11 protein-coding genes and 1 pseudogene are annotated in these 13,422 nt (G+C 59.3%); 2 read left to right on the top strand and 10 right to left on the bottom strand.

Going from position 1 to position 13,422, the window contains the following annotated elements:
* Positions 1 to 156 precede the first annotated feature (156 nt).
* Positions 157 to 393: pseudogene (locus E0W60_RS37920) on the top strand (integrase); the annotation flags it as partial.
* Between the two features lie 178 nt (positions 394 to 571).
* On the opposite strand, the gene E0W60_RS34685 reads toward E0W60_RS37920, so the two are convergent.
* Together E0W60_RS34685 and E0W60_RS34680 are read right to left on the bottom strand one after the other, a co-directional pair.
* Entirely contained in the window at positions 572 to 1,657 is a 1,086-nt protein-coding gene (locus E0W60_RS34685) for an IS5-like element ISRme1 family transposase (protein WP_135707368.1), read from the bottom strand.
* Positions 1,654 to 2,819 (bottom strand): IS3 family transposase gene (locus E0W60_RS34680; RefSeq protein WP_135706549.1). Its coding sequence is split into 2 segments (ribosomal slippage): positions 1,654 to 2,555 and positions 2,555 to 2,819, totalling 1,167 coding nucleotides; the frame shifts between segments, so codons are not numbered across the junction. Before E0W60_RS34680 ends, E0W60_RS34685 begins: the two co-directional genes overlap by 4 nt.
* Positions 2,820 to 2,862: 43 nt before the next feature.
* Here E0W60_RS34680 and E0W60_RS37250 point away from each other — a divergent pair.
* Positions 2,863 to 3,117: a hypothetical protein gene (locus E0W60_RS37250; protein WP_167884695.1), complete on the top strand. Its 255-nt coding sequence runs from the start codon at positions 2,863 to 2,865 to the stop codon at positions 3,115 to 3,117.
* A gap of 84 nt (positions 3,118 to 3,201) precedes the next feature.
* On the opposite strand, the gene E0W60_RS34670 is transcribed toward E0W60_RS37250, so the two are convergent.
* The 8 genes from E0W60_RS34670 to E0W60_RS34635 all read right to left on the bottom strand — a co-directional run bounded on the left by E0W60_RS34670 (position 3,202) and on the right by E0W60_RS34635 (position 13,352).
* Positions 3,202 to 3,615, bottom strand: a complete 414-nt coding sequence (locus E0W60_RS34670) for a hypothetical protein (protein WP_135707366.1) — start codon at positions 3,613 to 3,615, stop codon at positions 3,202 to 3,204.
* Positions 3,616 to 4,105: 490 nt separating this feature from the next.
* Positions 4,106 to 5,212: a porin gene (locus E0W60_RS34665; protein ID WP_135707365.1), complete on the bottom strand. Its 1,107-nt coding sequence runs from the start codon at positions 5,210 to 5,212 to the stop codon at positions 4,106 to 4,108.
* Positions 5,213 to 5,424: 212 nt separating this feature from the next.
* The gene (locus E0W60_RS34660) at positions 5,425 to 6,729 is read right to left on the bottom strand and encodes an MFS transporter (RefSeq protein WP_135707364.1); all 1,305 of its coding nucleotides are present in this window, start codon (positions 6,727 to 6,729) and stop codon (positions 5,425 to 5,427) included.
* Between the two features lie 45 nt (positions 6,730 to 6,774).
* Positions 6,775 to 7,788 carry a phosphoglycerate dehydrogenase gene (locus E0W60_RS34655; RefSeq protein ID WP_135707363.1) on the bottom strand — a complete coding sequence of 338 codons (1,014 nt, stop codon included), beginning with the start codon at positions 7,786 to 7,788 and terminating at the stop codon, positions 6,775 to 6,777.
* The gene (locus E0W60_RS34650) at positions 7,782 to 9,914 is read right to left on the bottom strand and encodes a hydantoinase/oxoprolinase family protein (protein WP_135707362.1); all 2,133 of its coding nucleotides are present in this window, start codon (positions 9,912 to 9,914) and stop codon (positions 7,782 to 7,784) included. Before E0W60_RS34650 ends, E0W60_RS34655 begins: the two co-directional genes overlap by 7 nt.
* Before the next feature lie 5 nt (positions 9,915 to 9,919).
* The gene (locus tag E0W60_RS34645) at positions 9,920 to 11,587 is read right to left on the bottom strand and encodes a hydantoinase B/oxoprolinase family protein (RefSeq protein ID WP_135707361.1); all 1,668 of its coding nucleotides are present in this window, start codon (positions 11,585 to 11,587) and stop codon (positions 9,920 to 9,922) included.
* 42 nt (positions 11,588 to 11,629) lie between these two features.
* Positions 11,630 to 11,938, bottom strand: a complete 309-nt coding sequence (locus E0W60_RS34640; protein ID WP_135707360.1) for a DUF4387 family protein — start codon at positions 11,936 to 11,938, stop codon at positions 11,630 to 11,632.
* Positions 11,931 to 13,352, bottom strand: a complete 1,422-nt coding sequence (locus tag E0W60_RS34635; protein ID WP_240746156.1) for an acyclic terpene utilization AtuA family protein — start codon at positions 13,350 to 13,352, stop codon at positions 11,931 to 11,933. Before E0W60_RS34635 ends, E0W60_RS34640 begins: the two co-directional genes overlap by 8 nt.
* Between the last annotated feature and the right edge of the window lie 70 nt (positions 13,353 to 13,422).

Raw genomic sequence — 13,422 nt, 5'->3', positions numbered from 1 at the left:
TCGTGGCACTGATCGCGCCCATGCGCCGACCAAAGCAACTGGTCGCCCGCCTGCTTCACCTGACGGCGCAAACGGATCCAGACGTGCCTCAATGGGAAGGAACCACTCTGCTCGGTCCAGCCTGGAACCGGATAGCGCGGCTAGCATTACTGTCCCCTCTGGCACGTGATTTGGCGCTTCTTGGGTTAGGCTGCCGATGTGATTGCACTAGACAACCCAACAGTGGCCGATAAGCTGCGCCGGGCTAGCTCCCACTGGGCGGCATACCCATGCCACACATGCCCTGGCCCGCGCCGCGGAATTGACCAGCGTGCGCGACAACCCGTCACGCTTCGGCGGCCACGACCTATCAAGCGGGCTCGCCAGATGAATCACGCCTTCGCGGCCCGGTAGCCACCGGTCGGCGCGGCGCCAAATGGCTTAGCAGGCTGCTGAAGTACTAGCCGCGTAAAAAGCGAAGCTTCCCTCTACAAGCCTGATGGGCTCGCTATTTTTCACAATCCGGAAGCGCGGCGTCACTTCACCGACTTTTTCGTTGATTTGACGACCGTTTCGGGCCTCATTACCGCGATTACTGCAACTGTGGGCGGATTTGTCCCAGCGAGCGCATGCGCACAAGGTTGTAGGCGGCCATACTCAGCACAAACATTTGGTCGACCTTCTTTCGACCGCGCACCATTACCTGGCGCATGCGCCCAACGGTCTTGGCCCATCCAAAGCCTTGTTCAATCAGCTTGCGCTTTTGCTGTGAGATGGCATAACCCTTGGTGCCTGCAATGGCGTCGGGAACGGCCGAGCGCCGGCCAGAGGTGTTTTGTGCGACGTGCGGCGTCACCTTCATCTCCAGGCAGGCTTGAATGAACTCGTGCGCGTCGTAGCCCTTGTCCGCACCCACGGTGACTTCCACATTCAGGTCCTCAATCACCTGCCTGGCATCGTTAAGCATGACCTTCGCGGCCTCGCGCTCGGCGTGTCCGTCCGCATTGGTCACCATGGCGCTGACCACCAGGCCGTGGCGGTTGTCGCTCAAGGTATGACCCATGTAGCGCAGTTCACTGGCGGTTTTGCCCTTGCGATACAGCCTGGCATCGGGATCGGTTTTGGACTCGTGCGTCTCGTTGCTGCGCTTTTCACCCTTGAAGTCAGCACCGTCGTTATCGTCTTTGTCGTCGCCATCCTTGCGTACAAAGCTCTTGTGGCCAGCCCACGCCTTAATCAACGTGCCGTCGACGCTGAAGTGCTCGCCCGACAGCCAGTCCTTCTTCTGCGCGATGGCCAGCACTTCGTTGAAGAAGTCGATCACAGCATCGTGCTTGATCAGCCGTTCCCGGTTCTTGCTGAAGACGCTGGGCACCCAGACCACATCATCCATCGCCAGGCCAATGAACCAGCGAAACAGCAAGTTGTAGTGCGTCTGTTCCATGAGCTGGCGCTCCGACCGGACGCTGTAGAGCACCTGCAACAGCATGGCCCGCAGCAACTTCTCCGGCGCGATGCTGGGCCGGCCACCCTTGATATCGGCCTCGTACATTTGCGCGAACAGCCGATCCATCTTCGCCAGCGCCTGGTTCGCCATGGTGCGGATCGAGCGCAAGGGGTGGGACTTCGGCACGAAATCTTTGAGGTGTTCTGTCCAGCGCGGACACGTCTGGTTCATGCTGCAGCTAGTCGACTGAGGTAGCTTGCAGCGACTTCGCCTGGCGTTCGGTACCCCAACTTCGAATGGCGCCGTTGGCGATTGTAAAAAATCTCAATGTACTCACGGACAGAGGCCATGGCTTCCAGCCGGGTGGCATACCGATGGTGGTACACCAACTCTGCTTTCAGGCTGCCCCAGAAGCTTTCCATGGGCGCATTGTCGTAGCAGTTTCCCTTGCGTGACATCGAAGCCAGCATGCCGAACTGCGCTAGCAACCTGCGATAGCCGTGAGCACAGTATTGGCTGCCCCGGTCTGAATGATGAATCAGGCCGGGCCGTGGCCGCTTGCTGCGCACCGCCCGGAACAGCGCCTCGCCCACCAATTCCTGTGTCATTCTGGGCCCCATCGCGTAGCCCACGATCTCGCACGTGTACAGGTCCTTGATTCCTGCCAGGTACAACCAACCCTCATCGGTCGCGATATACGTGATGTCTGTCACCCACGCGGCATTTGGCCTGTCGGCTTCAAATTTCTGCTCCAGTAGGTTGGGCGCCACTGGCAGATTATGAGCCGAGCGAGTTGTCGCTACGAATCGACGCTTTTGCCGACACCGAATCCCCATCTCGTTGCGCAGTCTGGCCAGCCGATCACGGCCGACCACGAATCCATCGCCAGCCAGCTCGCGCTGCAGGCGCCGCGTACCGTACGTCTGACGCGTGCGCTTGTGGGCTGCCCGGATCGCCAGACGCAGCCGCTCCTGTTCCGGACTGAGCCCGTAAGGTCTGTGTGTCCAGTCGTAGTAGCCACTGCGCGAGACCCCCAATACCCGGCACATCAACTTCACCGGATACACTTCTCGCCATTGACTCACGAACGCGTACCGGGCAGTGATTCCCTGGCGAAGTACGCCGCGGCTTTTTTTACAATATCGCGCTCCAGCCTCGCCTCGGCCAGCTCCTTGCGCAGCCTCGCATTCTCCGCCGCCAACTCTGCCACTGTCACGCCCCCTGGTGCCGCTGCTGTTCCAGGCGCCTTGGCTTTCGACACCCAATTCGTCAACGTGCCCTTCGGAATCCCCAGACGCTGCGCGGCCGACTGCAGCGTCAGTCCCTGTTCCAGCACCAGTCTCACGGCCTCTGCCTGAAACTCTTCCCCGTACGTCTGTCTTGCCTTGCTCATCTGTGCACACTCCTGATCCACGATCTTAATCTAAGGACCAAGCGTGTCCGCCTCGATCAGGCTACCTCACTTCCAGCCGCCGCATGGTGAACAAACTTTCGGTGAAGGTGTCAGCGCCGCGCATGAATGTGGGGTTGTATGGAGTCCTCAGATTAACGCTTCAGCTAGTCGTTGCGCGGACATCCGCTGCCGGTATTTCAGCAGCCTGTTAGAGATGATGATGCGTATCAATGATGACGAGATCAGGATCGATAATCGGTTCGGCCGGGCCAATGCCAGCCAGTCTTCGTCCGGTTGAAAATGAATGTCGAACTTAGACGCGCGTTCGTTGTTTGTCATCATGGGATATAACTTATGTAATGACAGCCTAATGGTGTTCTATCTAAATGCTAGGCAAAGACCCACCATGCTCGTGAAAAATGTAAACAATCATGAGCATATTCTTCGCGCGGGCCGTCCCATCTTCCATGGCGATTTCCCAGATGTCGTGCGAGAACTCTGTTTGCATCGGCCAAGCGCTCTTGAGCCCGAGCATGAAAAGCAGGAAGGGAAGCTCTCGGCGCAATTGATTTTTTCTGCCGTGCTCAGCATAACGCTCGTAGAGTGCCCACGCTTGCGCTAGCAACTCTGTCGGAAACTTCAATTCCGGAAAAACTCTCTTGATCCGCGTCCCAGCAGTCGCATCGAAAGCAATATAGCAATTTTTGAACCGCTCCTGCAGCCAAATTTTATCCAGAAAATCTAGCCTATTGAACCCAAAAAGCAGGCGATCAACATTTCTTGGGTTTTCTATCATAGGCTAGCGCGACGCAGTGCTTGCTTGGATGCGGCAATCGGAAGCCGTCTCTCTCCAGTTGGAAAGGCTAGCTCAATCTTTAATTACTTCCGCAATGAAATCCATACAACGTATTGTCAAACTCGGAGTTCCCTGCGCAGCATCTTACCCACATTTGACTTTGGCAGGTCGAATCGAAGCTCGATATGCCTGGGTCGCTTGTACGAAATGTAGACTATCCCAACGAAATCGAGCAGGTGGTCGCTTTGAGACATTGAAGCCCGACACCAAGATTATGTCTTTCTTCCGATCAGGGATACCCCCATGCATTCCGCGGCACTACGCTCTCCGAATCTTGCATACGATGCCTCAAGCAAGTCGGCGAGCTAGCGAGTTGTAGCGATCAACGTCGATGCTCTCCGGCACGTCGTCGGGATAGCTTTTCAGCCAACGCTTTTGCATACGACGCCCCCATTTTTTTGGTTGAAGAGATGTTTCGCAAGCCAACGCACTAGAACTTGTGACGAATTCCGAGCGCGACCCCCAACATCCCGTTCTTGTCCCGGCCAAGGTAATAGCCATTGGCGAAGCTGACTGCGGAGGTATCAAAGTTCAGTCCGGAATGCTTCGCATAGGCAGTGGTCAGGTAGACGTCCGTCCGCTTGGAAAAATTGTAGTCAGCGACAAATGCGACTTGCCAGGGATTGGTTACATTCACACCGGCCAAGTTTTTAACATCATCATAGAAATAGGACAGTGTCAGACGTAGCGCACTACCGACATCGTAGTTCGCACCAACCCAATACATATCGTCACGTACTACGGTGGCGCCGCTGCCCGTCTTGTTGAGGCCCCAGCGGTAGCCCGCCATAACCTTGGCAGGGCCAGCGGTATAGCTCATTGCAGCCCCGGCCTTCCTGAAGTTTCCGGTAGGCGCACCCTGCGCAAGGGTGGGATTGAACTGATTGAATGCAATTGCCACGCCAACGTTCCCTCCCAAGTACGTGACCGCCGCGCCGTAGCCGCTATCGCGACGGAACTGCCCCGGCACCTCGCCTGCGCCAGCCACGCCGTTCCCGAATGACCAGTCGGCAATCGCAGTGACCGGGCCGAAGGTGCCGGTGTACTTGGCCATATTGTCCGATCGGAAATCCAGCCCCAATTCAGCCGCGATGGGCTCATACTGCGTGGAGAAGCCGGTGGGCGAGAAGTTGCTGAACGCATCGAAAATCGCCGTGTATTGACGCCCGAATGTCACCCGGCCTATCCCGGCACTGTCTAGACCGACGAATCCCTGGCGCCCGAACAACCGACCGCTATTCTGCAGCTTGCCGTCGTCCGCCCCAAAGCCACTTTCCAGGACGAATAGCGCCTTTAGCCCACCGCCGAGGTCCTCAATGCCTCGCAAGCCCCAGCGAGACCCGGACAGTCCACCTGACGTCAGTCCTACCCTGGTCTTTCCATTACCGGGAAAGCCCGGTTGGCCCAGCGCGATGTTCGACATATTGCTCACGTACTCAATGTTCTCATCCACCACGCCGTACAGGATGACGCTGCATTGGGCGAACGCGAAATTCGATACGATTGCGCCGAGAACCGCTGCATAGATTCTTTTCATTTTCACTTTTCCGTCTCCTTAATTTGAATTCTTATTTGGGCCAGTATTCTTACGCGCGCTGACCGGCCTTCATGTTTTCTTAAAGACAACAACCCCTTGAGTCCGACCATATGTCGATCTCTCGTGTAGTGGTACTCCGATGAATCAAATGAAGCGGCTTCTTTTCGCGCCGCGGCGAGAGGAGGGCGCGGCTGCCTTCCCGGGCGGTCCGCTCAGCGCCTCCCGCGCGGGGGACGTTCGACCCGCAATAGGGCGGTCAGCAAGGCGGCGACAAGCAACGATCCGCTCATCACGAACAGCCCCCCCTTCGCCGCGCCATGAAGATGGCTGGCGATCCCGACCAGGTACGGACCGACGAAGCCGCCCATGTTGCCGATTGCCGTGATGACCGCAACCGAGATCGCCAGGGTCGGCTTGGAGAACAGATCATTGAGCATGGCAAAGAACGTCGGCTTATTGGCAAAAATGCCGAGCAACGCTACCGTTATCGCGACCAGCGCTGCCACCGGGATCGTCGACGTTCCGGCAATTAGCAGGCCGACTCCGCCGATGGCCAGTGCAACAACAGTGAACCACTTGCGCTCGCGCCTGACGTCGGAAAGGCGGGCCCAGACCAGAACCCCTACCGTGGTGACCGCGTAAGGAAGGCCTGACAAGAGGCCGACAGTCGTCAGCGAGAACTCCCTGGAAAACTCCCGCACGATCTGCGGCAGCCAGAATCCGATGCCGAGGGCGCCCATCTGCGACAGAAAATAGATAAGAGATAGGAACAGAACAATCGGATTCACCAGCACCTGCAGCGGACTGAGATGTTGCACCTGTGGACGAGCAATCTGTTCACGTTCGAACTCATGCTCCAGCCATTGCTTTTCCCGCTGGCTCAACCACGACACCGCCGCCGGCCTCTCGGGAAGGAGCCAATAACATGCAATGCCACCAAATATCGCAGGCACGGCTTCCACAAACAGCATCCATCTCCAGCCGGAAAGTCCGACTGCCGTAAAGGCCGCCATGAGCCCCGTGCTGAGCGGGGCGCCGGCCAGGTAAGTCACTGGCATAGCAACTAGGAACGCGCCCATCACCAGTGCACGGTCCCGCTCAAGCACCCACAGGGAGAAGTAGTAGACCATGCCCGGGATGAATCCTGCTTCCGCCACCCCGAGAAGGAATCTCAGCAGATAGAGTTGCGTCGCCGATTGCACGAACGCCGTCAGTGCCGCAATTAGGCCCCACGTGATGATGATCCGCGCGATCCATATCCTCGGCCCGTAGCGCATCATTGCGAAATTGCTCGGCACTTCAAACAGAACGTTGCCGATAAAAAACAGCCCAGCGGCGAAGCCGAATGCCTCGCTCGTCAAGCCGAGTTCATGATTCATCTGCAGCGCAGCGTATCCCAGGTTAACCCGGTCCAGAAACGCTATCGCGTATAAAAAAAAGGCAAACGGCAGCGTCCTCGCAATGATCTTGCGAACAGTTCGCCTCGTCTCCTGTGGAGTCAGCTTCTGGTCAGTCATGCCAATTGTTCCGGGATAATTCCTATGAGTACATGCTCGCGCTGGCTATGCTGCTTGAGCCTCGCCGCGCCGACGACCGTCAGCAATGACACAGCCGGGTGGGAGATCGTTGCCGTCCAGAGCAGCCACGATGCAGCGCGCGGCCATCAGGTTCATGCGCGCCAGTCCCTCGCGCGTAGACGCACCAGCGTGCGGCAAGGCGATGACGTTGGGCAGGTTCACCAACGCATTTGTCACTGTTTCGTAACCCGGATCCGACTCGCTCACAAACACATCGAGCCCCGCGCCTGCAAGCCGGCCGACCCTCAGCGCGGCGAGTAGATCACGGTCCTCGACCAATCCGCCGCGCGCGGTGTTGATCAGAAAGGCCGTCGGCTTCATGCGCCTGATGGTCTTCTCACGGATGAGAAACCGCGTCTGGTCTGTCAGGGGCGCGTGCAAAGTGACATAGTCGGATTCGGCAAGAAGCGTATCGAGTTCCACGTATTTCACACCTTCGGATGCTTCATGCGCAGTGGGCTTCGAGAGGCTATGCACGAGAACGTTGACGTCAAAACCTCTGAGACGGCGCAGGACCGCTAGTCCGATACGACCTAGGCCGACAATGCCCACGGTCTTCCGATACAGATCCGAGCCCAACGGGATGCTCCACGCCCCCTTGCTGAGGCCCTCGCCGCACTCGCGAAAGCGACGCCCAAGACCCAGCATCAAGCCGATGGTCAGATCCGCGACAGTAGCGTCGTTGGTACCAGCGGCAATGGTCGCCACACGGCCCAGATCGCGCACCGCTTGTGTGTCAATACGCTCGTATCCCACACCCCGGCGCGCGATCACCCGCAGATCGGGCAGCGCGGCCAGCAATTCTCGGGTTACGTGAGCATGGCCTACGATCCACCCAGATGCCCCTTGCAGCCACTGCACCAACGTCTCGTGGGAAATGTCGCCATCGGCGCGCCCAGGCGGCAGATCGGCAATGACGACTTCACAGCCACCTTCGCGCAAGTAGGCAATGGCTGCCTCGTCGAAGTGGCGTTGGGTGACAAGGACTGTGTTCAGCATGCTAAGACCGCTGCCTCGGTGGTGTGGGTTGAAGCGTCGTGCGGCTCAGATGCCTCGATGTCAGCAACCAAATTGAAGTTCTGATCCACTGTCACCGTGCAGTCCGGACCGACGCTGAATGATGACTCGCGCTCCTCGAACACCGCCGGCCCCGCGATCACTGCGCCCGGGCGGAGCGCATAGCGGTCGTACACTGTCGCGGTCACGTCACCGAACTCAGCAAAGTGGATGTTCCGTTTGCCTCGCTCGGCAGACATTTCGATCAGCGAGTAAGCCAGATTGATCCTGGAGCCGGGCACCCGAGCCGAGAGTCGCCAGTTGACGATCTCGACAGGGACGTCGTTGATGACACGGCCGAACTGTGAAGCGTAGGCGGTCGAAAATGCCTCGCTGATCGCCCGCTCCCGCGTCGGGGCGAGTTCACCGTTCGGCACGATCACTTCAACCTCGAAACCTTGCCCAAGATAGCGCATATCCGCCGAACGGGTCAGCTCGATCTCCAACTCATCTCCCCCCGCCTTGCGAAGGAGTTCCACCGCGCGGGCTTCCATTTCCGCGTAGAGACCGGAAACACGGGCCCAATCGACCTTCTTCAGTGGCGCAACGTAACCCCGGACGTCATTGACTGCGGGGGCCGTGATCAGGAAGCCGAAGGCGGAGATCACACCAGCTCCCATTGGGATGATGATGCGACGGACCTTCAACAGCTTCGCAAGGGCATAAGCGTGCACCGGACCGGCGCCACCAAAGGCAATCATGGAGTAGGCACGTGGATCCTTGCCCTTCTCGGCCATGTGAACGCGGGTCGCGGCCGCCATCGTCTCGGTCACCACTGCTTGTATGCCGATGGCAACGGGCCGGGTATCCATATCGAGCTGCTGGGCCAAGCGCGTCAGAATTGCAGCTTCGACGCGATCGACCGACAACTGCATTTCGCCCCCCAGAAATGCGCGTGGATCGAGATAGCCGACGAGAAGGTCCGAGTCCGTCACCGTGGGTTCGGTGCCTCCCAGACCGTAGCTCACCGGGCCCGGCACCGATCCGGCGCTGCGTGGGCCCACCTTGAGCAGTCCAATGTCGTCGACCGAGGCAATGGAACACCCGCCGACGCTGATTTCGATCATGTCGACAACGGTAAGCTTGAGCGGTAGCCCGGAGCCTGGCTTGAACTTGTCTAGGCGGCCCGCCTCGAATTCGTGCTTGATATGGGGCTGGCCGTCCTCGACAAGGCACATCTTCGCAGTCGTACCACCCATGTCGAACGATATGACCCGGCTCTCGCCGGCTTCGCGAGCGATGTATGCCGCTGCCATGGCGCCAGCAGCGGGCCCTGACTCGAGAAGGCGCACCGGAAAAGCCTTGGCCTCGTCGATCGTCGTAATGCCGCCGCTGGAGAGCATGATATAAAGTTGCCCGTCAAAGCCGATGCGACCCAGGTCGCGCTCGAGGCTGTCGAGATAGGCATGGACACGCGGCTGCACATAGGCGTTGACACAGGCCGTAGTGATCCGCTCATACTCCCGAATCTCGGGCGCAACCTCTGCCGACAGGGTCACCCGCAGGTGTGGATACATCTCGCTTACGATCTCGCGGGCACGAAACTCATGGGCGGGATTGACATAGGAATGCAGGAAGCCAATGGCGAGCGCCTCGATATTCTGTCTTTCCACCAGTTCACGTATGGCGATCCGGACAGCTTCTTCGTCGAGAGGCTGGTGCTCGCTGCCGTCAGCGCGGATTCGACCGGGAATGCCCAGGCGCAGCGGTCGCTGAACAATCACCGGCGCTGGGCGCGCATAGAGGTCATCCACATCGAAGCGAATCTCACGCCCCATTTCAAGTACGTCCCGAAAGCCATCGGTCGTGAGTAGGCCAACCCTGGAGCCGGTCCGTTCGAGCACCGTATTGGTAATCAGTGTGGTGCCGTGAACGATGCTGTGAATCTGCCCCAGCGTAGTACCAGTTTCTGACATCAAGCGCTCAATGCCTTCGAGAATCGCCCGGCTGGGCGCCTCCGGCGTGGTCAGGCGCTTCCCGGTCCACGTCAGGCCGCGAGCCTCATCGTGCAATACAAAGTCAGTGAAAGTGCCACCGATGTCAACGCCAATTCGAGTTGTCTTGTTCATGCTGCTCATTCCGCGTCCGTCCTCGCCCCGAGGTGAAAGCCGTAGTCATCCAGCGCGCGCTCGGGCGTAATAAATCCATTCGTGATATCCGAAGCAATTGCTTCGGTGGCTCGCTTACCTGGCGAGCCGAAGCCGCCGCCTCCTGCGAAAGACAACGTCACGCGCCCATCCGCCGCAAGGGCCCGGACGGACTTCAACGATGCCTTGGTGCCATCATCGAACACGACTCGCGACAGCTCTCCTGGGCGGCCGCCCAATACACCCAGCGCGGGATTGCGCTCCCGGTCTCCCAGCAATGCCACACGCAGCGGCGATCCCGCGATGTTCTGCACCTCGATGTCTTGCCCCAGCCCGCCGCGGTGGCGGCCTGCGCCCCCGGAATCAGTGCGATATTCCTTCTTGTTGAAGAGGAGCGGCGCTGTGACCTCCAACGCCTCGATGCTGCCTCCGCCAGAGTTCGACGGGAACGCCGTGGTCGACAGGCCGTCCGCTCGTGCGGACGCTCCCATGCCGGCGCTGGCGAAGAGAATCAGGGAAAACGGCTCCTTGTCCGGTCCCCGGCCTGCGAATTGCACCCGCAGGGCAGGAGAGCCTCCGGAGTCCGCAATCACCCGATCAGGCAGCGCCTCAGCGAGCGCCTGGTATACAGCACAACTCAAAAGGTGGCCGGTAAGATGCCGGGCCATCACGGGCGCGGGGAACTTCGCATTGAGAATCGACCCGTGCTCGGCAACCACCTGGATCGGTGCGTACGAGCCGTGGTTCCGACGCGTCTGCGGATCGAGCAGGATCTTGATCGGGTAAATCGTATAGGCCGTGGTGTAGTTGATCGTGCAATTGATGCCGTGCTGAACCTGGGGCGAACTGCCCGAGTAGTCGACCGTCATCGAGTCGCCAGCCACGGTAATGGCGCACGCAATCACCGTCTCTTGCCCTTCCACGCCGTCGGCCCGCATTTCCGAACGATAGACACCATCAGGAATCGCGGCGATGGCCAGGCGCATCACTTTCTCCGCCTTGGCCTGTACGGCTGCCGAAAGCGCTGTAAAGTCGGCGTTGCCGGTGTCGCTCAGGAACTCGAGAGCGCGGCGCCGGCAGACGTCGTGCGCGGCAATTTGGGCGTTGAGATCACCCAGCACCTGGTCCGGCAGCCGGACATTACTGAGGAAGAGATTCAGCATGTCGTCGTTGCGCTCGCCGGCCCGGTACATGCGAATCGGGGGGACCAGCACCCCCTCCGAAATCAGCTCAGTGACGCCCATATTGGGCGTCCCACCGATGTCGGGAACGTGGGCGGCCGTCGCGCAAAATCCAACCAGCACATCCTCCCTGAAAATCGGAGTCACCATGGCGACGTCTGGCAAGTGGCCGGTCGCGATCCACGGATTGTTAGTAATGACGCAATCACCAGGCTGCCAGGTCCCGACGGGATACTTCGCCAGGACACTTCGCGTCATGACGCCCATGATTGCGGCAAATGCCGGAATACCCGCCCGGCATTCTGCAATGGTCTCACCGACAGCGTTCAGCAGTACCACGCAGTAGTCATTCGACTCCCGGATAATCGTCGAGAAGGCGGTGCGCACCAGCGTGGTCGCAGCCTCGTCGGCAATGGCCACCACTCTGCTCCACCAGATCTCCAACGTGATCGGGTCAATAGCACTTCTTTCCACTACTTGTCTCCTTGCTACTTGTTATCGTGCCGCCACCTTCCACTATCCGAGGTCCGCCTCGAGCAACCGCGCATATTGCTGGCCGCAGTGCATGTCCCGTTCCTCGATGCCGCCCTGAGGACTCTGCCGTGGATACGAGATCTTCAGGACGTTGAGATCTGGAACGGGAAAATGCTTAACCAGTGCAGGATCGACGCCAAACGCCGCCCCGATCGCCGCCGCGCCGATCGCGCTGCTTTCGTGATAGGCGCGGAAGTTCTCGGAGCCGTCGAAGCTGATATCGATCGTCACCCAAAAGGGGCCGGCGTTTTTCGAGCGAACGTTTCTGGTGACATCGCGAAGCTTAGTCATGTTGGCTCTCCTCCAGGACCGACGCTCCATGGGACAGGTCTACCCAACCGATGCGCACCAGTTCGAGCGGATCATCGACTTCCACCACATGGTTCAGGCGGAACTCGTACACGGGACCGCGCTCGACTTCCGCCGGCGAGAACGGAAACCCATAGCTCGGCAGTTCAGTGCCGGTCTTTGCGGGAAAGTGAAAGAAGATGGGATTGCAGGCCTTCGCAATACGTGTGGCCATCGCTTGGGTACTCGCCGTTGCCACAAACATCATCCCGATCTCCATGGGCAAATGGCCGCCGCCGGATCCTGGCTGTCCCGAGACACCGTTCCAGCCGTACATGCGAAGGGAGAGGTGGTAGTCACCCGCAGCACTACCAATAACCTTCCCGACCCGCTCGTGCAGTTTGGCGAGCAGGCTGTCATGGAATCGGTCGGCGTCGGCCAATACTTCGGGATCGAGAATGCCCACCAGCATCAGGGTCTGGAACTTGCCCGTGGCAGCGCCTTCTAGCTTCATGGTGTAGGGCTTCGGCTCCCACTTTGACCCCGACACCCGTACCGTGCGGTTGTCGGTCGATGCATACTGCACCTCGCGGACATCCAGTTGCCCACCCGGCTCGACCAAACTGAACGGATTGCTGTTCTCGTACAGCATGTGCGCCGACACGCTGGTTGGCGTGCAGCGGTTGTTCGGCGAAAGCGCTTCAACTTGGAAGCCGCCGCCATCGATGCGAAGTAGAACGCCCGATCCAGCGGTCGGATCCGCCGAACAGAGGGCACCGCACTCACCAGTCTTTCCCGCATGCCAAGCGACGCCCGGAGGCGCCCCAAGCATCAACGGGAGCGCTGCAAGTACAGCCGGGTCGGATGTCCGTCCACCCACGACAATATCCGCGCCATCCTTTAAGGCGGCAATGTATGGTTCCGGCCCCATTACCGCAACGATGTGGTCGCAGGATTCGATGAGCGCATCATCGATTTCCGGCGAGGGGGACAATGGGCGAATCTTGCCTTGCGCATGTTTGCGCTTTAGTTCCTCCTTGCTTTGTTCAGAATAGAGCATGGCAACGCGCGGCTTCACTCCAAGCTTGCGCGCGACCTCGACCACGATGTCGCGGGTCCAATCCACACCGGCATCGCCACCCGCTTGGCCAGATGTGCCGATCAGCAATGGGATTTTCCGCTCCGCCTGCGCGGACATCAGTACCGTCAGGTCCGCCATGACGGCTTCGCGCGTGTTCTTGGAGATACCCAGAGCGAGATAGGCCGCGCCGCTGTCGGTGGAGCCTGCATCGGTTGCGATTACGTGGGCACCCTGCGCGATTCCGTATCGGACTTCATCGGCCCGTACGCCAACGCCCAGCGAGCCGCAAGGGACCAGTACATTGACGCTACCCGAAACATTCATAGAAGTTGTCATCTCTACGTCGATGTGAAGAAACTCACATCATTGTGATGACACCCTCTACAGTCCTGAAGCGATCTTTTTG

This window comes from Cupriavidus oxalaticus, from assembly GCF_004768545.1.
GTDB classification, from domain to species: Bacteria; Pseudomonadota; Gammaproteobacteria; order Burkholderiales; family Burkholderiaceae; genus Cupriavidus; species Cupriavidus oxalaticus_A.
The sequence above is the reverse complement of the archived record's forward strand: the minus strand, read 5'-3'. Positions and strand labels throughout refer to the sequence as shown.

Excerpts from the sequence above, each read along its gene's own strand:
- E0W60_RS34640 (WP_135707360.1), bottom strand. The coding sequence starts at position 11,938 with ATGACTAAGCTTCGCGATGTCACCAGAAACGTTCGCTCGAAAAACGCC.
- E0W60_RS34665 (WP_135707365.1), bottom strand. The coding sequence starts at position 5,212 with ATGAAAAGAATCTATGCAGCGGTTCTCGGCGCAATCGTATCGAATTTC.
- E0W60_RS34635 (WP_240746156.1), bottom strand. The coding sequence starts at position 13,352 with ATGACAACTTCTATGAATGTTTCGGGTAGCGTCAATGTACTGGTCCCT.
- E0W60_RS34655 (WP_135707363.1), bottom strand. The coding sequence starts at position 7,788 with ATGCTGAACACAGTCCTTGTCACCCAACGCCACTTCGACGAGGCAGCC.
- E0W60_RS34670 (WP_135707366.1), bottom strand. The coding sequence starts at position 3,615 with ATGATAGAAAACCCAAGAAATGTTGATCGCCTGCTTTTTGGGTTCAAT.
- E0W60_RS34685 (WP_135707368.1), bottom strand. The coding sequence starts at position 1,657 with ATGAACCAGACGTGTCCGCGCTGGACAGAACACCTCAAAGATTTCGTG.
- E0W60_RS34650 (WP_135707362.1), bottom strand. The coding sequence starts at position 9,914 with ATGAACAAGACAACTCGAATTGGCGTTGACATCGGTGGCACTTTCACT.
- E0W60_RS34660 (WP_135707364.1), bottom strand. The coding sequence starts at position 6,729 with ATGACTGACCAGAAGCTGACTCCACAGGAGACGAGGCGAACTGTTCGC.